Here is a 20,750-nt window from a genome sequence, read left to right on the forward strand (position 1 = left end):
GTCATCGACGAGGCGGCTCTGGCGTCGTATGACCATCCGGCTTGCAGTACCATGGACTGCAGGGCGGTTGTTTATATAGATGTTCGGGGGCAAAGGGATGCTGCGGTAAAAGCCGCTCATCCCTTTGTTGCTTCCCGGCCCGATATCGCCTATCATTACAGCAGGAGATCAAGTGGAAAGGGGCTTTCGGGAATGGAGGCCAAAGACGCATTAAAAGAATTGAAGAACGGCCGCATCTCGCCCGTGTACGCGCTGTACGGCAAAGACCGCTACCGGATGAAGCAGTTCGCCGAGCTGCTTGCGGACAAGCTGCTGGACAAGGATGAGCGGGAGCTTGGCATCGTTAAGTTTGACACGTCGGAGACACCTCTGGAAGAAATTGTCGGGGAAGCGGAAACGCTGCCCTTTTTTGTGTCGCGCAAGCTGGTGCTTGTACGGGACGGTTCCGTACTGGCATCGTCCGGGAAAGAGAACGGCAAAATCGAGCACCGGACGGAGTCGTTTCTATCTTATATGGAACAACCGTCCGAGACCAGTGTGATCGTGTTTCTGGTGCAGGCCGAGAAACTCGACGAGCGGCGCAAAATTGTAAAGCTGCTGAAGGAACGCAACCTGCTCGTTCCTTTTCCGGAGCTGACGGAGACGGAGCTGATGGGCTGGCTGCAGCGCCGCGCGCGCGAGCATAACCGGACGATGACCATTGAGGCGGCGCAGCTGCTTATTTCCCGTACGGGCACCGGCATGCAGGCGCTCTCCCAGGAAGCGGACAAGCTGTGCCTGTTCGCCGGAGAGGGCGGTACGATCGGAGAGGAAGAAGTGGCCCGGCTGACCGCTTCCACCGTCGAAGAAGACGTATTTGCGCTCATCGATGCGATGGCTGAACTGCGGATGGAACGGACGCTTGCGCTGTACCGGGAACTGCTGCTGCGCCGAGAGGAACCGATTCGCATCGCCGCGCTCGTCGCGCGCCAGCTGCGGATCATGCTTCAGATCAAGGAGCTTGAGCAGCACCGGTACTCGCCGCAGCAAATGGCCGGCCAGCTGGGGCTTCATCCGTATGCGGTAAAGCTGGCTGCCGCGAAAGCGCGCCGGTTCGATACGGCGACGCTCGGACGGCGTCTATCGGAGCTGGCGGACCTGGACTACCGGATGAAAACGGGCCAGGTGGAGAAGACGCTCGGTCTGGAGCTTTTTTTCCTCTCGATGGGGGAGAAGTCAGGCGCGGGATCGCCCCAGGCAGGAACGGGCATACGCTGAGGGGGGCGAGCCGGAAATCCGGCCGGTGATTCGAAAAAAATGCACAGAAAAACGGCATCGTTCCAAGAAAAGGAACGATGCCGTTTTACATGTTGCTTTACGCTTGTGCCGACAAGGCATTCAGCTTTTTGGCCAGACGCGATTTTTTGCGGGAAGCCGCATTTTTATGGATCAGGCCTTTGGTTACTGCTTTATCCAGCTTTTTCGTAGCTTCGATCAAAGCTGCTTTTGCAACTTCAACATCGGTACCTGCGATAGCTTGGTCTGCAGTTTTAACGGCCGTACGAAGCGCGGATTTTTGGGATGCGTTCAGAGCGCGGCGTTTCTCGCTCGTTTTAACGCGTTTAATAGCGGATTTAATGTTTGGCATGAAATTCACCTCCTGTAAAGGGAAAAACCCAGAAACTTCAACACAACTTAAAATATCTTATCATGCACCCGCCCAAAAAGCAACAAGTCTAAAGCGGCACAGCGGTTGTTTTTTTCAGCACGTTGTGAAGAAGACGCCCCTGGAGCCGCCGCAGCTGTATAAAAGAATGTCCGGAACCGCAAACTACACTCGAAATTCGTCAAAAAAGGGAGCGGTCAGCAATGAACGAGCTTGATTTGAGCCGGTATGCGGTACATACCGATTTGGCGCTCGAAGCGAAGGAAATGGCGGAAGGCGGCGCAGCGGGGCCGATCCCCGGCGTTGTCTCCGAATCTTCGGAACAGGACGGCATCAGAGTGACCCGGCTGCGCGTCGAGAACGAAGCCGGTTCGAGGGCGATCGGCAAAATCATCGGCAATTACGTGACGCTCGAAGTACCGGGGCTGCGCACGCACGACAGCGAGCTTCACAATAAAGTGGCGACCCGGCTGGCGCAGGAGTTCGAGCTTTTTTTGCAGGGGATCGGCGTTGGAGCAGGAGCCAAAGTGCTCGTTGTCGGACTGGGCAACTGGAATGTAACTCCGGATGCGCTCGGCCCGCTCGTGGTGGAGAACACGATGGTGACGCGCCAATTTTTCGAGCTGATGCCGGATCAGGTGGCGCCCGGCTACCGTTCCGTCAGCGCCGTCGCGCCCGGAGTGCTGGGCATTACCGGAATCGAGTCGAGCGAAATCGTGCAGGGCATTGTGGAAAAAACGCGGCCGGATGTCATTATCGCGATTGATGCGCTCGCTTCCAAATCGCTGGACCGTGTCAATACGACGATCCAGATCGCCGATACCGGCATCCATCCCGGTTCCGGCATCGGCAACAAACGAAAAGGGCTGACGCGCGATATTCTTGGGGTTCCGGTTGTGGCGGTCGGCGTTCCGACGGTTGTGTATGCTTCCACGGTGGTCAACAATGTGATCGATATGATGCGCGATCATTTCCGCGCGCATACCGGCAGCACCTCGCAAATCTTCGGCTTGATGGACAGTTTGGGAGAAAATGAACGATTGCAGCTGGTCAAGGAAGTGCTCAATCCGCTTGGCCACGATCTGCTCGTGACTCCGAAGGAAATCGACCAGTTTATTGAAGATATTGCGAACATCATCGCCAGCGGCCTTAACGCTTCGCTGCATGAAGCGGTGGATACGTCCAACGTGGCTGCGTTTACGCACTGAAGCGCGGCAACTAGCTCCGACCGTCATTGTTTCCGTCCGCCGGCAGGCGGGCGTTTTTTTGTCCGCTGGCATCGGTTCTATCATCTCTCGCACTCTCATAACTTGTTAGTAGCCTAGCAAACGGCAAGTAGAGAGAACCGGGAGGATTTCACCAATGAAGCGAATTCTCGTCACGTTGAACTTGGGCCGGAGAAGCATTCGCCTGCGTCAGCTGCTCGTGACCGGGCGTATGTTCGCTCTTCTTTCCATCTGTTCCATGCTCGTGGTCATCATCGTCGGCTCCGCTTCCATTATTCATCAACGGACGGCCTCTTCGCCTCTTTCCTCTATGAAAGGTTTCGCCGCGGCGGTATCGGACGCTTTTTTTGCGGACATGCTAGGAATGGAGATGCCCGCTTTTCAAAGCGGCGATCGAACGGACAGTTTTTCCGGCAAGCAGATCGCCTCGTTTCTGATCCGGCTGCTGACCGACATTAACCCCGGCGACCCTAGAAGCCTGCTGGCAGGCGGTCTTCCCGCCTTGGACGATGAGAGCGCCACGCTGCTTCGCGGCGGAATCGGCGCCGACAGCTCGGTCGGTCCCGAAGATAACGAGCCGATCGTGCCGGATAACGGCGTAGCGGACGGAGACGGCGCAATCGGGGAACCGGAGCAAGGCGGAAATGCGGTGGCAGACGGCCAAACGGACGGGGAAGATGACCATGGCGACGAACCGGCGCAGCAGGGAGAAGACGGTAATAACGACGGGACAGCCGGGGACAAACCCGGTTCCGACGGGCAGCCGGCGGACAGCGAAGGAGACGGAGCGGAACAAAACGGAAACGGCGGCACCGGCCAAAGCGGCATTCCGACTACCGGCGGGCGAAAAGTCGTGTTCATTTATCATTCCCACTCCCGCGAATCATGGACGACCGTGCTGGGCGACGGCAGCGGCGAGCCTTCCTCGGCGACGAAAAACATTTCGCTCGTCGGCAAACGGCTGGCGGACAAACTGGAGCAGAACGGTATCGGGGCGATGCATTCCAGTACCGATTATCCGAGCGTCATTAAAGGCTTCAAATGGGCGTATTCCTACAAATATTCGAAAAAAACGGTGCAGGAAGCGATGGCGGCCGATCAAGATCTGCAATTTTTCTTTGACATTCACCGCGATTCGCAAAAACGCAAATATACGACGACGAAGATAGGCGGAAAAGATTACGCACAAGTTTATTTCATCATCGGCCACAAAAATCCGAACTGGGAGAAAAATGAAGCTTTTGCAACGAAGATCCACAATGCTCTGGAACAAAAGTATCCCGGCCTCTCGCGCGGCATTTGGGGCAAAACGTCGGCTAACGGCAACGGCGAATATAACCAATCGCTTGCGCCCGACAGCGTGCTCATCGAGATCGGCGGCATCGACAATACGCTGGAGGAGTCATACCGCACGGCCGATGTTATGGCGCAGGTGATTGCGGATATTTACTGGGAAAACGAAAAAGTTTCGGCAGCTGGCGGAAAATAAAGCGTCCCGGGCCGAAGCGGCCCGCAAAGAAAGGAGTTTAGCGATGCGAAAAGGTAGTGCGTTCAAATGGGCCGTTATCGGCGGCTCCCTCGCCGCCGTGCTGCTGTTCAGTCTGGAGATGACGACCGGCGGCATCGAGAAAGTGTACGGCCCCATTGAAGGGAGCGAGCCGGCCGGCGTGGGCCGTTATGCGGCCGATCCGCAGGCCGATTCCCGCAGCCGGGCTGCGGCAGAGTACGAGCAGGCGCTGCGCGAGCTGCAGAAAAAGTATGGGATCGCTCCGTCTTCAACAGGCAGCGGCGAAGCTTTCGACGAAGACGCCGGGGACGGCGGCTTCGGCCCCGTTACAGGGGCCGGACAGCCGGGAGTCGCTCCATCCGGCGGCGCTGCGGGCGATTACGGTGACGGCAACGGCAATGAGCGTCTGCCGGGACTCCCGGACGGAACCCGCGACTCCGGGGTGAACCGGCTTGCCGACAAGACGGCAGATATGCTGCAGGCCGCTTCCAGCTCCGGAATCCGGATGATCGTCACGCTGTTTGACTCCATGACGGAGTAAACCAAGCGAATGATTCAGATGGGGAATTGAAGACCCGGCCCTTTTACTGCTATAATAGAGGGAATGGCTATTTAGCATCACTTGGGAAGGTGTGGGTCTTAAGCATGACAGACGTACGCGAACGACAGAAGAAAATACGCAATTTTTCCATTATCGCACACATTGACCACGGGAAGTCCACGCTGGCCGACCGTATTCTTGAATATACCGGTGCGCTTACCTCGCGCGAAATGCAGGAGCAGGTGCTCGACCAAATGGACCTCGAACGCGAGCGCGGCATTACGATCAAGCTGCAGGCCGTCCGTTTGGCTTACCGTGCGGACGACGGGGAAGAATATTTGCTCAACCTGATCGATACGCCGGGACATGTCGACTTTACGTACGAAGTGTCCCGCAGCCTTGCGGCATGCGAGGGCGCGCTGCTCGTCGTGGACGCCGCCCAGGGCATCGAAGCCCAAACGCTGGCGAACGTCTATTTGGCGCTCGACAACAACCTGGAAATTATCCCGGTCATCAATAAAATCGATCTCCCGAGCGCGGAGCCTGATCGGGTAAAGCAGGAGATCGAGGACGTCATCGGTTTGGACGCAAGCGACGCCGTGCTCGCCTCGGCAAAGGCCGGCATCGGCATTAAAGAAATTTTGGAGCAGGTCGTATCCAAAGTTCCGGCTCCGGCGGGCGATCCCGACGAGCCGCTCAAGGCGCTTATTTTCGACTCTCACTACGACGCCTACAAAGGCGTTATCGTGTACGTGCGCGTTGTGGACGGCAGCATCAAGGCCGGCAAAAAAATCCGCTTTATGGCGACGGGCGCCGAATTTGAGGTTATTGAGGTCGGCGCCTTCAAGCCGCGCATGTCGATCGTCGATGAATTGGCGGTAGGAGACGTCGGTTTCGTTGTGGCCGGCATCAAAAACGTAAAGGATACGCGCGTCGGCGATACGATTACCGATGCGAAGCGCCAGGCGGCCGAGCCTCTGCCGGGTTACCGCAAAATCAACCCGATGGTGTTCTGCGGCCTGTATCCGATCGAAACGCAGGATTACAACGATTTGCGCGAAGCGCTGGAGAAGCTGCAGCTAAACGACGCCTCGCTCAGTTTCGAGCCGGAATCGTCGACGGCGCTCGGCTTCGGGTTCCGCTGCGGTTTTCTCGGACTTTTGCATATGGAAATTATTCAGGAGCGGATCGAGCGGGAATTCAACATTCCGCTCATTACGACCGCGCCGAGCGTTATATATAAGGTTACGCTCACGAACGGCGAGGTTCTTCAGATTGACAACCCGTCCAACTATCCGGAAGTGGGCAAGATCGAGCATGTGGAAGAGCCTTACGTAAAAGCGGCGATCATCGTCCCGAACGACTATGTCGGCGCCATTATGGAACTGTGCCAAAACAAACGCGGCGAATTCGTCAATATGGAATATTTGGACCTGAACCGCGTTACGATTACGTACGACATTCCGCTGTCGGAAATTGTGTATGACTTCTTTGATCAGCTGAAGTCCAGCACGAAAGGTTATGCATCCTTTGACTATGAGCTGTCCGGCTACCGTCAGTCCAAGCTTGTGAAGATGGACATCATGCTCAACAACGAGCAGGTGGACGCCCTTTCGGTGATCGTACACCGCGACCGCGCGTATCAGCGGGGCCGCATCATTTGCGAGAAGCTGAAGGAGCTTATTCCGCGCCAAATGTTCGAGGTGCCGGTACAGGCTTCGATCGGAACGAAAGTCATCGCCCGCGAGACGGTTAAGGCGATGCGCAAAAACGTTCTGGCCAAATGTTACGGCGGCGACATCAGCCGGAAACGGAAGCTGCTTGAGAAGCAGAAGGAAGGCAAGAAGCGGATGAAGCAGGTCGGCAACGTCGAGGTGCCGCAGGAAGCATTCATGGCGGTGTTGAAAATCGACGAGGATTAAGCGTCGGCGATAAAGGGAGGCGCTGCGCGGCGGGTTTGATATTCCGATCGCTCTTGTAGCCGGATTGTCTGATTGAATAAACCCCTAAAGGGGTAACAATCCGTCTACAAAGGCGAACGCTCCGCTTCTCCGACTCCAAACCCGCCGCTTCGCTTTCCTTTTCGCCGGAGCTTCAATCTTCCCCGATTTTGTTGGGGAAGGGGCAGATATTTGGCCCGTGGCTGCGCCGGACCGCCAAGGCGGGGAAAGGCCGCGACGCGGAATCAGCGCAAAATGCGAGTGTTCAGCACAGCGGAAGCGCGATCAAAAGGCAGGCCGCCTTAGATCGCGCTTCATCCGTTGTGCCGGAAACGGAATTACGGAAACAGTCACCCGGTCAAAGGGTGGACGAGAGGGAGGGTCCCATATGCTGCAGCATGCGCCCAGGTCGTTATACATTCATATCCCGTTCTGTACGAATAAATGCCACTACTGCGATTTCAATTCGTTCGTGCTGAAAGGGCAGCCGGTTGACGATTACTTGACAGCGCTGGAGAAGGAGATGGAGTTAACCGTCCGGGATCTGCCACCGGAGCGCATCGATACGGTGTTTGTCGGCGGCGGTACGCCGACGGTGCTGACTCCGCCGCAGATGGAGCGGTTTCTCGCGTCCGTCCGGCGCCATTTTCCGCTTCACGAAGGAACGGAATATACGATGGAGGCCAATCCCGGTACGACCGATGCGGATAAGATGGCGGTTATGTTCGCCGGCGGCGTAAACCGCATCAGCTTCGGCGTGCAGTCGTTCGACAATGGGCTGCTGGAGACGATCGGGCGGATCCATAACGTCGATGACGTATACCGCAGCCTGGAAAACGCCCGTGCCGCCGGTTTTACAAACCTGTCCATCGACCTGATGTTCGGTCTGCCGAAGCAGACCGTCGCTTCGCTGTCGGACAGCGTGAGCAAGGCGCTGGCGCTAGATTTGACGCATTACTCGCTATACAGCCTGAAGGTGGAAGAAAACACGCTGTTCCACAAATTGTACGAACGCAACGAGCTGCCGCTTCCTGCCGAAGAAGAGGATCTGGAAATGTTTCAGCATGTTATGGCGCGGCTGAAAGTAGCGGGCTACGGCCATTACGAAATCAGCAACTTCGCCAAGCCGGGTTATGAGAGCCGTCACAACATCACCTATTGGCGCAACGAGCCTTATTACGGTCTCGGGGCGGGCGCCCACGGTTATGCGAGGAAGCTTCGCCATGTGAACATTAAAGGGGTTCAGCCTTACATTGACGCCGCTTCTGCGAAGCTGCCAAGGCTCAGCACGGAAACCGTTGCGGAAAATGAAGCGATGGAAGATTTCATGATGGTCGGACTTCGTCTGCTCGAAGGCGTTCGCGAGCGCGACTTTGCGCGCCAATTCGGGGGACGCCGCATAACGGACGTGTTCGGGAACGAGATCGAACGTTTGCTGGCGGACGGACTGCTGGAGCGGACGGGAGCGGCAGCGGGCGAAGGCGCGAAAGATGATGCGGAGGCCGGCTACCGTTTAACGGAGCGCGGCGTTATTTTCGGCAACGATGTATTCGGGGCGTTTATCGGCATTTTGGACGAAACGGCCGCTTTAGCCGGATGTCGGGAGCCGCTAACGGACAGTTCCTTGAAAGCGGAAAATTCATGAAAAATTATTCTTGAATGTTTATTTTTCATGTTGTATATTTATTCGTATTGAATTGAAGGCCGGGGGAGGCGAATTTTTCGTGCAGGCGACTTGTAGAAAAGCAACGATCGACGATGTGGACATACTGCATGACCTGATTCAGGGCTATGCCCAGCAGGGCATCATGCTGCCGCGCTCCCGTGAAGTGCTCGCCAGACAGATTGATACGTTTGTCGTCGCAGAATTGGGAGATGACGTGGTAGGATGCGGTTCCCTTACCCGTCTTGGAATAGATTTGGTCGAGATCCGCTCGCTAGGCATTACGGACGGATACAAGGGCTGCGGCATCGGCAGCAAGCTGGTCGACTGTCTTATTGAACAGGCCAAGGAACAGCACATACCTAAAATAATGGCGCTTACTTACGCCGTCGGATTTTTCGAACGGAACGGCTTTACAGTTGTTGACAAAGAAATTTTTCCGGAGAAAGTGTGGAAAGATTGCATTCACTGTCCGAAACAGCACGCGTGCGACGAAATAGCCGTCCTGAAAATGCTGAACTGACTTGACAATCGTCAAGGCGGTTTGGTATTTTTGTATTAAAGATTAGCACTCACCTTGTTCGAGTGCTAATGAAGGCGATCAAAAACCGATAAGCGCTCGGGGACAGGAGGAAGACGGATGCTGACCGAAAGACAGCGCATGATCTTAAATGCGATCATCAACGATTATATCCGTTCCGCCGAACCGGTAGGTTCACGGAGCATTTCTAAACGCGGCGACGTGGGCTACAGCCCTGCGACGATCCGCAATGAAATGGCCGACCTCGAGGAGCTCGGCTTTTTGGAGCAGCCGCACACGTCGGCGGGCCGTATCCCTTCCATTAAGGGGTACCGGTACTACGTCGACCATCTGGTCAGACATGATGAAATCAGCGAGCATGATTTCCAGACGCTCCGTTCTTTTTTTACGGAAAAAATGATCCAGATGGAGCAGGTTATTCAGCATGCGGCGATGATTTTGTCCAGCTTGACGAACTATACGTCCATCGTGCTCGGTCCGGAAAGCTTCAGCAACAAGCTCAAGCACTTTCAGCTTGTGCCGCTCGGCGGCGACAAGGCGGTGGCCATCGTCGTGACGGATACCGGGCATGTCGAGAACCGGACGATTACAATCCCGCACGACTTAAGCATGGATGAGATCGGGAAAGCCGTTCATATTTTGAACGATAAGCTGATCGGTGTGCCGCTCAGCCGTCTCAAATCGAAGCTGTTTACCGAAGTCGGCGCCGAGCTCGGCAGATACGCCGATCAGTGCGAGCAGCTGCTGCATGTGCTGGATCAGGCGCTTGAAAGCGAGAACGATAACCGGGTGTTCCTGAGCGGGGCGACCAACATGCTTATCCAGCCCGAATTCAAAGACGTCGATAAAGTGAAGACGATTCTTGATCTGCTTGACGAGACGCCGACCATTATGCGGATGTTTTCCGCGCTTCCGACCGGGATACAGGTCAGAATCGGAACCGAGAACGATCATGAGGCGATCAGCAACTGCAGCCTTATTACGGCAACCTATTCCGTTGAGGGGCAATCGCTCGGTACAATCGGCATTCTGGGTCCGACGCGAATGGATTACGGCAAAGTGATTAGTCTCTTGGATATGCTGTCTAAGAATATGAATGCAGTTATGGAAAGATACAAATAAAAGACGGAAGTCAAATTGACGGTAAAGGAGCGGAACTATCTTTGAAGGAACAGTCTAATGTGGAAGAAGTCGGCCGCGAGGAGCAGCAAGCCGGACAGCAGGATCAGTTTGAGGCGCAAGCCGCGGATAACGTAACCGAGCCGGCAGCGGATGAAGCGGCGGGCGGTACGGCCGAGGAGACCCAGGAAGATCCGCGGGTGGCCGAGCTGACCAAGCTTGCCGAGGAGAATCAGCAGCGTTATCTGCGTGCCCAAGCGGACTTCGATAACTTCCGGCGCCGTACGGCGAAGGAGAAGGAAGAGCTTGCGCAGTACGCTTCGATGAAGCTGCTCGGCCAGCTGCTTCCCGTCGTGGACAACTTCGAACGGGCGATTGCCGCCACCGCCGGGAACGGCGACTACGAGTCGCTTTCCAAAGGCGTCGAGATGATTTTCCGCCAGCTGGAGGGCGTTCTGGAGCAGGAAGGGCTCAAAGCGATGAAGGCGGTCGGCGAGCCGTTCAATCCGGAGTTCCATCAGGCGATTATGCAGGTTGAATCCGACGAGCATGAGGAAGGCATCGTAGTGGAGGAAGTACAAAAAGGCTATGTGCTGAAGGACAAAGTGCTTCGCCCGGCCATGGTCAAAGTGAGCGGTTAAAGAGGCTGCGCACATATTTCGAAGCAAAATTTGTCGCGAATTAAGGTCTCTTTAATATAAATGAAATACGATATAGGGAGTTAATAACTTCCCGGCTTCGGCGCGGCCGGAGCAGCATGCGGTCAATCCGCATCATCCGAAGCGATAATGACAAGGAGGACAAATACAAATGAGTAAAGTAATCGGTATCGACCTTGGAACGACCAACTCCTGCGTGGCGGTAATGGAAGGCGGCGAAGCCGTCGTTATCCCTAACCCGGAAGGCAACCGCACGACCCCTTCGGTCGTAGGCTTCAAAAAAGACGGGGAGCGCATCGTCGGCGAAACGGCAAAACGCCAGGCAATTACAAACCCCGACCGCACCGTCATTTCGATTAAGCGCCACATGGGTACGAACCATAAAGAAACGATTGAAGGCAAAGATTACACCCCGCAAGAAATTTCCGCCATTATTTTGCAAAAATTGAAATCCGATGCGGAAGCATACCTGGGCCAGCCCGTAACCCAAGCCGTTATTACCGTTCCGGCATACTTCAACGACAGCCAGCGCCAAGCGACGAAAGACGCAGGCAAAATCGCCGGTCTGGAAGTGCTGCGTATCGTTAACGAACCGACGGCGGCAGCGCTCGCTTACGGTCTTGAGAAGTCCGAAGACCAAACGATCCTCGTGTATGACCTTGGCGGCGGCACGTTCGACGTTTCGATTCTGGAGCTGGGCGACGGCTTCTTCGAAGTTAAAGCGACGAGCGGCGACAACCATCTCGGCGGCGACGATTTCGACCAAGTGATCATCGACTACATCGTCAGCGAATTCAAGAAAGATTCCGGCGTTGATCTTTCCAAAGACAAAGCGGCGGTTCAACGTCTGAAGGATGCGGCGGAAAAAGCGAAAAAAGAACTGTCCGGCGTACTGACGACGACGATTTCGCTGCCGTTCATCACGATGGCCGACGGCGTTCCGCAGCACTTGGAATTGAATCTGACCCGCGCCAAATTCGAAGAACTGTCCGCAGCGCTTGTTGAGCGCACACTGGCTCCAACGCGTCAGGCTTTGAGCGATTCCGGCTTGTCCGCAAGCGAAATCGACAAAGTCGTTCTCGTCGGCGGTTCGACGCGGATTCCGGCCGTTCAGGACGCGATCAAGAAGCTGATCGGCAAAGATCCGCACAAAGGCGTTAACCCGGACGAAGTCGTTGCCCTCGGCGCAGCCGTTCAAGCGGGCGTATTGACGGGCGACGTGAAAGACGTCGTTCTGCTCGACGTAACTCCGCTGTCGCTCGGTATCGAAACCGCAGGCGGCGTGTTTACGAAAATGATCGATCGCAACACTACGATTCCGACGAGCAAGTCGCAAGTATACTCCACCTATGCGGATAACCAAACGAGCGTGGAAATTCACGTTCTGCAGGGCGAACGTTCGATGGCGCGCGACAACAAAACGCTCGGCCGCTTCATGCTGGGAGACATCCCGCCAGCACCGCGGGGTATTCCGCAAATCGAAGTGACGTTCGATATCGACGCCAACGGTATCGTAAACGTGTCTGCGCTTGATAAAGGCACCGGCAAGAGCCAAAAAATTACGATCACATCCTCGAGCGGCCTCAGTGACGAGGAAGTGGAACGCATGATGAAAGACGCCGAGCTGAACGCCGAGGAAGACCGCAAGCGCAAAGATTTGGTCGAAGCGAAAAACAACGCCGACCAGCTCATCTACTCTGTCGACAAGACGGTTAAAGATCTCGGCGACAAAGTCGATGCCGGCGAAGTCGAGAAAGCGAATGCAGCGAAAGAAAAGCTGCAAAAGGCGGTTGGAACCGACAACCTCGAAGAGATCAACGCCGCTACGGAAGAGCTGACGCAAATCGTGCAGCAGCTGTCCGTGAAGCTCTATGAGCAAGCCGCACAAGCACAGCAGGCAGCCGAAGGCGCAGCTGGCGGTGCAGAAGGCTCTGCCAAAGGCAAAGACAACGTCGTGGACGCCGATTACGAAGTGGTGGACGACAAGAAATAACAATGGCAAACAGGCGGTACAGGCGGCCGGCGCTTCATCCGGCCCGCCTGATTTCACCTGATAAAAACGGCTCCGTCTGTGCCGAACCGGGCTCAAGTTTTATGGGCCGCGGGCGGGACAATGACGTCAGCCGTTTTGTGCATGTGTAATCATTTGTTAAGCTGCTGGGCGGCATCGTTTGTTACCAACGCGGGGGTGAGAGAGGTTGGCAGAGAAAAGGGATTACTATGAGGTGCTCGGCGTCGGGAAAGACGCCTCCGCCGAGGATGTGAAGAAGGCGTACCGCAAGCTGGCGCGCCAATACCATCCCGACGTGAACAAGAGTCCCGATGCGGAAAGCAAGTTCAAGGAAGTAAAAGACGCTTACGATGTGCTGAGCGACGACCAGAAACGGGCGACGTACGACCAGTACGGCCATGTAGACCCGAACCAGGGTTTCGGAGGCGGAGCCCAGGACTTCGGAGGCTTCGGCGACATCTTCGATATGTTCTTCGGAGGCGGAGGCGGCCGGCGGGATCCGAATGCGCCGCAGCGGGGCAACGATCTGCAGTATACGATGACGATCGAATTCAAGGAAGCGGTATTCGGCAAGGAGAAGGAAATTACGATTCCGCGCACGGAAACTTGCGATACTTGTCACGGCAACGGCGCGAAGCCGGGCACGAAGCCGGAAACTTGTTCGGTATGTCACGGCTCCGGCCAGCAGGAGGTCGTGCAGAACACGCCGTTCGGGCGCATGGTCAATCGCCGAGCATGCTCGAACTGCAGCGGCACGGGACGCATTATCAAGGAGAAATGCGGAACTTGCCACGGGTCCGGCAAAGTGAAGCGGCAGCGTAAAATTATGGTCCGCATTCCGGCCGGAGTTGACGACGGGGCTCAAATCCGGATGTCCGGCGAAGGCGAAGGCGGCACGAAGGGCGGCCCGGCGGGCGATTTGTACATCGTGCTCCGCGTCAAGCCGCATGAGTTTTTCGAGCGCGAGAACGACGACATTTACTGCGAAGTGCCGCTGACGTTTGCACAGGCGGCGCTGGGCGATGAAATCGAAATTCCGACGCTGACGGAAAAAGTGAAGCTGAAAGTTCCGGCCGGCACGCAGACGGGAACGTATTTCCGGCTGAAAGGCAAAGGCGTTCCGAGACTGCGCGGCTATGGACAGGGCGACCAGCATGTGAAAGTGACGGTCGTCACGCCGACCAATCTGAGCGAGGACCAGAAGGAAGCGCTCCGCCAGCTGTCCGCACTGAGCGGAGAAAAGGCGAACGAGCAGCACGAGACGATTTTTGACCGAATGAAAAAAGCGTTCCGGGGCGAATAGCTGTAAGCTTAGCGCAGTATTGCTGCAGGCAAGCGGGCGAAATAGATTTGATTGATTATCAGCGCAGCCAGGAGAAGCAGTTTCGCCTATCCTGACCTTAGGAAGAATGATTAAGAGGCTGTCTCATAAGTATTTTCACGAATGAGCTAGTCCTAAATAAGACACAAGAGGACCTCCAGTTTCGCTGGCAAAGCGGAGTCGGAGGTCCTTTGTTCCTAAACCTGCGATTGTGCAGGTTTTATCGATCGATTTTGCTTATCTGGAGGAAATACCTGCGATTGTACAGGAATTCCCAGCTTTTATCGCTTAAACGAGAGATGGGGTCGACAAAAAAAGTATTTTCGCAGGAATTTTATCGTAGTCGAAAAATAAAAAGAAAAAAGATGTCCGAATGCATCTTTTTCACAAATTACTTCTTCGTACAGAGTGATAAAAACGAACGAACTGGTCAAGGATAGCCCCTTGTCGGGTTCGTTTACCCGTTGCAGCGCTGCATTGGGTAAACGGATTTCATCCTTTGCAGGTCTGCGATGCATAGCCGGGCCGCTGGAGGATCATTCTACTGTTGGCGGTATCGATCCGATTTTGTAAGGAGGGCTTTAGATGACAACCGGGCGTGAACCGAACAAACGTGATCCGCTTGAAGAGCTGACAAAGGCCAAAAACGAAGACGTGGAATTTTCCGCAGCTTTGGCGGATGAAGACGATCTGGAAGCGGTGGAGCGCGCGAAGGCGGCTGACGAGCGTGCTGCGCAGCGCAAGTGAGGAGGCCGTAAAAGATGAGCCTGATGGATATACGCGTTCAGTTCCATACCCCGGAGACGGCGCGCGAGACCGAGCAGAAGCTGTATGCGCTTCGGGCGGAGCGGATTACAAACAGCGGCTGCGTACTGGAGGCGGCTGTTAACGAAGGGACGGTCGAAAGCGTCCGCCGGCTGATCGAACAGAACGGCGGTGTGCTTGACTTTTGTTGAAAAACCCGGCAAAAACGGTCCGACGTTCAGCTTCGCCCGTATCGTATGAACCGGCTTGCCGCGAATACGCGGTCCAGTGCCAAACGGCCTTCTCCTGACGATTGGGAGAGGGTCGTTTTTCGTTTTTCGCAACGATATAAGAACAATTTGAATTTGAATAATGAAGAAGGTAGCGGGGATACTACTTTTGTTAAAAAACAACAATTTTGTAGGAGGTATTCGATTTGGCAGCACATTTGGGAGCTCATGAAACGATGGAGGTACATGAAATTTTGACCTCAACGATTGACGGAATCAATCTATTTCAATTGTACCGTCCTCACGTGAAGGATCAACAGCTCCTTCAAATTCTTGACCGTCAGCTGCAGTTTATGATCAATGAATACAACCAAACGGTCCAAATGTTAAATAACCAGGGCAACGGCCAAGCCGTCCCTTACCGTACGGTCAAAAATATAGCGCCGATTTACGGCCTTAACAATCCGGCTGCACAAACTCCCAATATATCGATGAATCAAATGGATGATCGTGATGTTGCAAGCGGCATGCTTGGCTGCCATAAAGCTTCCGCTTCAATGAAAATGATTGCGGCGCTGGAATGTGCCGATCCGCAGCTTCGCCGGACGATGCAGCAAGGAGCCGTCAACTGCGCCGAGCAGGCTTATGAAGTATGGCAGTATATGAACCAAAACGGCCACTACCAAGTGCCGACAATGAAAGAGATGACGACCAATACGGTTCTGAACAGCTACCAGCCGACGACGATGAATAATATGAATATGCCGCAAATGCAGCAGCAGACGATGGCTCCAATGAACACAATGAATACGATGAACACGATGAGACAGTAATTCAAAGGAGGGGCTTTATTAGCCCCTCTTCTCACATCCCCCTTTTTCCGATCCTCACTATGCCTGCAGCGTTCGTGCTGTGCCATGAGAACGTCATCGAAACTCCCAATCTGATTTACTCCGGATTTTAAATGCCCCGTATGAACAAAAGGCTTACATTTGAAGAGCCTGGTTTGCCGCCTTCACTTCGCCGGTAATAAGCTGCTGAAAAATTATTCATGGAATTCTATCGCGTTTGTCTACTTCATTTCCGAACGGGCCAGCAATCCGGATGTATTCGATAGCGGTTTGTTTGCGCTTTCGAAAATCATTTGTTTAAACGGCGTTTAATTAATTCCGGTATAATGAACGGGAATGAAAGTTCGAAGCGGGGGGCGAAGGTATGGCGAGAATTCTCGTTGTCGATGACGACCCGCACATCCGGGGCGTAGTGAAGCTGTTTTTGGAGCGGGAAGAGTATGAAATCGGGGAAGCTTCCGACGGCATTGCGGCGCTGGAGAAGATGGAAGCGGTTAAATACGATTTGGTCATCCTCGATATCATGATGCCTGCGATGGACGGATGGGAGCTGTGCAGGCAGCTGCGCCACCTGTACGACATTCCGCTGCTTATGCTTACCGTGCAGGCGGAAACGACGCATAAAGTGAAGGGCTTCAATTTGGGGACGGACGATTATATGGTGAAGCCTTTTGATCCGCAGGAGCTTCTTGTGCGCGTCAAGGCGCTGCTGAAGCGGTACCGGATCGCCAGCTCGCAGACGGTTCAGGCAGGGGAACTCGTGATGAACCGCAAGACATTCGAGACGCATGTAGCCGGACAATCGGTGACGCTGCCGCTGAAGGAATTCGAGCTGCTGTTCAAGCTGGCAAGCTATCCCGGCAAAACGTTCACGCGCGAGCAGTTGATCGAGGATATTTGGGGCTATGATCATGACGGCGTGGACCGGACGGTCGACGTGCATGTAAACCGTCTGCGCCAGCGGTTTACCGATGACGAGGCGGGCTTTACGATCCGTACGATCCGCGGACTCGGCTACCGGCTGGAGGAGCAGCGGTGAAAAGGGGCCGGCTTTTACTCAGGATTGCCGCGCCGTTTCTCATTTTTATCGTTGTGACGCTCGTCTTTACTTCGGCGGCGTTTTGGATGACGCACACTTTAATCCGGCATCTGGAGGGGGTGAATGCGTGGCTCGGGAGCATGAATCCAGAGAGGCGGGAATACATCCAGCTGCTGGCGACGACGCTGATCAGCTTTCTGCTGCTGGCGGTCGCGGGCCGAATGGCCGCATGGATCGGAGGGCGGTTTTTTGAGCACCCCATCAAGCAGTTGATCGAAACGATCCGCCAGGTGAGCCGCGGCGACTTCAACATCCGCAAGCCGCTGAAGCGGAAGCTGCAGGGCGAGTTTGGCGAGCTGTCGGACAGCATTTACGATATGGCGGAAGAGCTGAAAGAAATGGAGAGGATACGGCAGGAGTTTATTTCGAACGTCTCTCATGAAATCCAGTCGCCGCTGACGTCGATCCGCGGCTACAGCCGCGCGCTGAAGATGAACCCCGGCATGGAGCCGTCCGAGCAGTCGCGCATTCTGGACATTATCGAGACGGAAAGCCTGCGCCTGTCCCGGCTCAGCGACAACTTGCTGAAGCTGACCTCGCTGGAGTCGGTCCACCATCCGCACGAGCCGAAGCCGCTGCGGCTGGACCGTCAGCTGCGAAGGCTCATTCTCGCCTGCGAACCGCAGTGGAGCGGCAAAGGAATCGAGCTGGACGTCGCGCTTGACGAGGTGAGCGTGACGGCCGACGAAGATTCCCTCAGCCAGGTGTGGGTCAATCTGCTGCATAACGCGGTCAAATTTACGCCGGAAGGCGGAACGATCGCAGTGGCGCTTACCGAGAAGGAGCGGGAAGTCGAAGTACGGATCGCAGACAGCGGAATCGGAATTGACGGGGAGGACCTGCCCCATCTGTTCGAACGGTTTTACAAGGCGGACAAATCCCGCAATCGGACCGGCACCGGCAGCGGGCTCGGCTTGTCGATCGTCCGCAAAATTATCGAGCTCCACAGCGGGCAAGTAACCGTCCGCAGCGTTCCCGGCGAAGGGAGCGAATTCACGGTCCGGCTGCCGAAGCCGGATGGGCCGAAAGCCTGAACGACGGTTCAGGCTTTCGGCTTCTTTATCCGTCTAGGATGAGCCAGCTACTCCTTCCCGCATATGCCGTAAAAGAAGAGATGCAACAATTCCTCAGCGAATACATTGAAATCGTCCTGCTGTATCCCCGTCTCAAGCAGCGCTTTGGATTGTGCCATATACATCCGGACAAACGCCAGTACGGCGCGCGGAGTTACCTTTTCGGATACTTCCCCTTCTTTTTTTCCTTTCTCGATGATCCGAATCATAAGCGGAATGATGACCCCGTTGTACTGCTCCTCAATATAAGAATTGATATCCCGGTCATCAAGCATAAGCTCCTGAATCAGTCCGGGAGAAAGAAAGTCGTAGGCGTTTCTCTCATATAACAAAATGTACTCGATCATTTCCTTGAAGGAGAGGTCTTTATTCGCCTGCTCTTTAAACGCTTCAACGGACTTGTCGATGTATGATTTGAACGATTCGCGCACGAGCGTTTCTTTGCTGCCGAAATAGTTGTAGATCGTCACTTGCGATACGTTCGCCTGCTTGGAAATGTCCGCAATCCGGATTTTTTTCGGGTCCCACTTTTTCATCATGTCCAAGGTGGTGCTCATAATTTTTTCCTTAATGATCACTGCTCGTTTCTCAAATCCGTTCATCGGCGCCTCCTAACGGTTAAAGGGTTTTATGAAATTATAACATAAATATATTTCAAAAATTGTTGACTTCGATACGCTGCAGTCGTAATATAATTTATGTAATAATTAAATTAAAATATTTCATAAATTTCAAGCTTTGGAGGTGCAGGGAATGATAGTCGTGCAAGATTTGACGAAAAAATTCCCGAATGGAAAAGGAATCGACGGTGTTTCGTTTACGGTGCGGCAAGGGGAGGTGTTTGGGTTTCTCGGACCGAACGGCGCAGGCAAGTCGACGACGATCCGCCATATGATGGGTTTTATGAAGCCGGACCGGGGCTTTGTGACGATCAAAGGAATGAACGCGTGGGAGCGGCACGGACAAGTGCAGCGCTTTGTCGGTTATTTGCCCGGGGAAATCGCATTTATTGAGGGAATGACGGGCGCAAGCTTTCTCGATTTTATGGCGGAGATGCACGGAATGAAGAGCGCGGCGAGGCGCGGGGAGCTGATTGAAAGGCTGCAATTCGACGTCCACACGCCGATCCGCAAAATGTCCAAAGGGATGAAGCAGAAGGTCGGTATCGTCGCCGCGTTTATGCACGCTCCCGAGGTCGTGATTCTTGATGAGCCGACATCCGGTCTCGATCCGCTCATGCAAAAAGAGTTTATCGAAATTGTACTGGAAGAAAAGCGGAAAGGAACGACTTTCCTTATGTCTTCGCACAGCTTCCCGGAAATCGAACGAACGTGCGACCGGGCCGCAATTATTAAAGACGGCGTCATTGTAACGGTCAGGGATATGCACGAGCTGCAGTCCATGCAGCGCAAATTGTTGGAAGTGACATTCGAGCGGAGCGAGGATGCGGATGCATTTGCGGCATCCGGCCGGACGGTGGAATCGCGCCAAGGAAACCGGGTGAGGTTCGCCGTTCAAGGAAATTATAATGCGTTTTTAACGGACATCGCCCAATACCCGATCCGCAATCTGGACGTGTTCGCGCAGAACCTGGAAGACATTTTCATGGATTATTATGACCGGAAGGAGACGCGGTAATGAGTATTCCGCTCTTTAAACAAATGATGTCTCTGTATGCAAGGGGAATGTTCAGCTATGCGCTCGGTTCCGCTTTTTATATGCTGCTGATGTTTTGGCTGTACCCGAGCATCGCGAAAAACAGTGCCTCGATCAACGAGCTCATTCAGGGGCTTCCGGAAGGGGTCGGCAGCGCATTCGGACTGCAAAGCGGCTTCGGCAGCGTCGAGGCGTTCATTTCCGGTGAATATTATGGATTGATTCTTGTCCTTATTTTATCCGTTTTCTGCACGCAGTTTTCGACGCAGCTGGTGGCTAAGCTGGTGGATCAGGGCGCGATGGCTTACCTGCTATCCGCTCCCGTTACGAGAGGAAAAGTAGCACTTACGCAGGCAGCCGTGCTCTTCGCCGGACTGTTTGTCATCGTCGCCGTGACAACATTGGCCGGTTTTGCCGGTTACGCCTGGTTTGTCGGCGGCGGGAACGAATTCAGCCCGAGGTTTCTGCAGCTGAATCTCGTCGTGCTGGCGCTGTTTTTTGCGGTATCGGGCATCTCGTTTCTGGTGTCATGCCTGTCAAATGATGAAAAGAGGGCGCTCAGCATATCCGGCATCATTACGTTCGGATTCTTCACGATGGATCTGCTCGGCAAAATAAGCGGCTCGATCGGCTGGCTCCGCAGCTTGTCGCTGTTCTCCTTATACCGCCCGGGGGAAATCGCCGCCGGAACTGCGCAGATGGGATACGCCACTCCGCTGCTGTTTCTGATCGGGTTGGCCGGCTTCGCCGCCGGCATTGCGATGTTCAAGAGAAGGGATTTGCCGTTGTAAAGACGGAGGATAGTTCCCTAAGCGGCTGCGGCGGAACGATTACCGAAGACGCAGTGAAGGGACGCGTTCTAGATCAATAACCGAAGGCGCAGTTAGGGCCGAAAGGCTTGGCTGCAGATCAATATCGAAAGGA

The 20,750-nt window shown here is 54.7% G+C and carries 20 protein-coding genes; 18 read left to right on the plus strand and 2 right to left on the minus strand.

The window, feature by feature from the left end; genetic code table 11:
• Positions 1–192 precede the first annotated feature (192 nt).
• The gene (gene holA, locus VN24_RS19120) at positions 193–1,257 is read left to right on the plus strand and encodes a DNA polymerase III subunit delta (RefSeq protein WP_045671714.1); all 1,065 of its coding nucleotides are present in this window, start codon (positions 193–195) and stop codon (positions 1,255–1,257) included.
• Positions 1,258–1,354: 97 nt separating this feature from the next.
• Here holA and rpsT read toward each other — a convergent pair whose 3' ends face one another.
• Positions 1,355–1,627, minus strand: coding sequence for a 30S ribosomal protein S20 (rpsT, locus tag VN24_RS19125; RefSeq protein ID WP_045671715.1), 273 nt, complete (start codon positions 1,625–1,627; stop codon positions 1,355–1,357).
• A gap of 221 nt (positions 1,628–1,848) precedes the next feature.
• Between rpsT and gpr the strand changes: the two genes are divergently transcribed.
• The 15 genes from gpr (at position 1,849) to VN24_RS19195 (ending at position 18,131) form a co-directional block, all read left to right on the plus strand.
• Positions 1,849–2,853 carry a GPR endopeptidase gene (gene gpr, locus VN24_RS19130; protein ID WP_045671716.1) on the plus strand — a complete coding sequence of 335 codons (1,005 nt, stop codon included), beginning with the start codon at positions 1,849–1,851 and terminating at the stop codon, positions 2,851–2,853.
• A 154-nt stretch (positions 2,854–3,007) separates the two neighbouring features.
• Positions 3,008–4,360, plus strand: a complete 1,353-nt coding sequence (locus VN24_RS19135) for a stage II sporulation protein P (protein ID WP_045671717.1) — start codon at positions 3,008–3,010, stop codon at positions 4,358–4,360.
• Positions 4,361–4,403: 43 nt separating this feature from the next.
• Positions 4,404–4,919, plus strand: coding sequence for a hypothetical protein (locus VN24_RS19140; RefSeq protein WP_045671718.1), 516 nt, complete (start codon positions 4,404–4,406; stop codon positions 4,917–4,919).
• 104 nt (positions 4,920–5,023) lie between these two features.
• Entirely contained in the window at positions 5,024–6,841 is a 1,818-nt protein-coding gene (lepA, locus tag VN24_RS19145) for a translation elongation factor 4 (RefSeq protein WP_045671719.1), read from the plus strand.
• 406 nt (positions 6,842–7,247) lie between these two features.
• A complete protein-coding gene (gene hemW / locus VN24_RS19150; RefSeq protein WP_045671720.1) occupies positions 7,248–8,504 on the plus strand; it encodes a radical SAM family heme chaperone HemW in 1,257 nt (418 codons plus the stop codon).
• A gap of 79 nt (positions 8,505–8,583) precedes the next feature.
• Positions 8,584–9,045 (plus strand): N-acetyltransferase, encoded by a 462-nt coding sequence (locus VN24_RS19155; RefSeq protein WP_045671721.1) that lies wholly within the window; start codon positions 8,584–8,586, stop codon positions 9,043–9,045.
• 117 nt (positions 9,046–9,162) lie between these two features.
• On the plus strand, positions 9,163–10,185 hold the full coding sequence (hrcA, locus tag VN24_RS19160) for a heat-inducible transcriptional repressor HrcA (protein ID WP_045671722.1): 1,023 nt from the start codon (positions 9,163–9,165) through the stop codon (positions 10,183–10,185).
• Positions 10,186–10,226: 41 nt separating this feature from the next.
• Positions 10,227–10,823, plus strand: coding sequence for a nucleotide exchange factor GrpE (gene grpE, locus VN24_RS19165; protein WP_045671723.1), 597 nt, complete (start codon positions 10,227–10,229; stop codon positions 10,821–10,823).
• Positions 10,824–10,992: 169 nt separating this feature from the next.
• On the plus strand, positions 10,993–12,834 hold the full coding sequence (gene dnaK / locus VN24_RS19170) for a molecular chaperone DnaK (RefSeq protein ID WP_045671724.1): 1,842 nt from the start codon (positions 10,993–10,995) through the stop codon (positions 12,832–12,834).
• A gap of 205 nt (positions 12,835–13,039) precedes the next feature.
• Positions 13,040–14,155, plus strand: a complete 1,116-nt coding sequence (dnaJ, locus tag VN24_RS19175; RefSeq protein WP_045671725.1) for a molecular chaperone DnaJ — start codon at positions 13,040–13,042, stop codon at positions 14,153–14,155.
• A 603-nt stretch (positions 14,156–14,758) separates the two neighbouring features.
• Positions 14,759–14,920, plus strand: coding sequence for a YfhD family protein (locus VN24_RS27075; RefSeq protein ID WP_082083924.1), 162 nt, complete (start codon positions 14,759–14,761; stop codon positions 14,918–14,920).
• Positions 14,921–14,934: 14 nt separating this feature from the next.
• Positions 14,935–15,129, plus strand: coding sequence for a hypothetical protein (locus VN24_RS19180; RefSeq protein ID WP_045671726.1), 195 nt, complete (start codon positions 14,935–14,937; stop codon positions 15,127–15,129).
• A gap of 224 nt (positions 15,130–15,353) precedes the next feature.
• Positions 15,354–15,980, plus strand: a complete 627-nt coding sequence (locus VN24_RS19185) for a spore coat protein (protein ID WP_045671727.1) — start codon at positions 15,354–15,356, stop codon at positions 15,978–15,980.
• A 382-nt stretch (positions 15,981–16,362) separates the two neighbouring features.
• Positions 16,363–17,037, plus strand: a complete 675-nt coding sequence (locus VN24_RS19190; RefSeq protein WP_045671728.1) for a response regulator transcription factor — start codon at positions 16,363–16,365, stop codon at positions 17,035–17,037.
• Complete coding sequence (locus tag VN24_RS19195) at positions 17,034–18,131, plus strand: sensor histidine kinase (protein ID WP_045671729.1); 1,098 nt, start codon at positions 17,034–17,036, stop codon at positions 18,129–18,131. Before VN24_RS19190 ends, VN24_RS19195 begins: the two co-directional genes overlap by 4 nt.
• A gap of 47 nt (positions 18,132–18,178) precedes the next feature.
• Here the strand turns inward: VN24_RS19195 and VN24_RS19200 are convergent, their stop codons facing one another.
• Positions 18,179–18,772, minus strand: coding sequence for a TetR/AcrR family transcriptional regulator (locus VN24_RS19200; protein ID WP_045671730.1), 594 nt, complete (start codon positions 18,770–18,772; stop codon positions 18,179–18,181).
• 151 nt (positions 18,773–18,923) lie between these two features.
• Here VN24_RS19200 and VN24_RS19205 point away from each other — a divergent pair, with 151 nt between their 5' ends.
• Positions 18,924–19,808, plus strand: coding sequence for an ABC transporter ATP-binding protein (locus VN24_RS19205; RefSeq protein WP_045671731.1), 885 nt, complete (start codon positions 18,924–18,926; stop codon positions 19,806–19,808).
• Positions 19,808–20,617, plus strand: a complete 810-nt coding sequence (locus tag VN24_RS19210; protein ID WP_045671732.1) for an ABC-2 transporter permease — start codon at positions 19,808–19,810, stop codon at positions 20,615–20,617. The genes VN24_RS19205 and VN24_RS19210 overlap by 1 nt, the downstream gene beginning before the upstream one ends.
• The last annotated feature ends 133 nt before the right edge of the window (positions 20,618–20,750 follow it).

Source organism: Paenibacillus beijingensis (assembly GCF_000961095.1).
GTDB classification, from domain to species: domain Bacteria; phylum Bacillota; class Bacilli; order Paenibacillales; family Paenibacillaceae; genus Paenibacillus_O; species Paenibacillus_O beijingensis.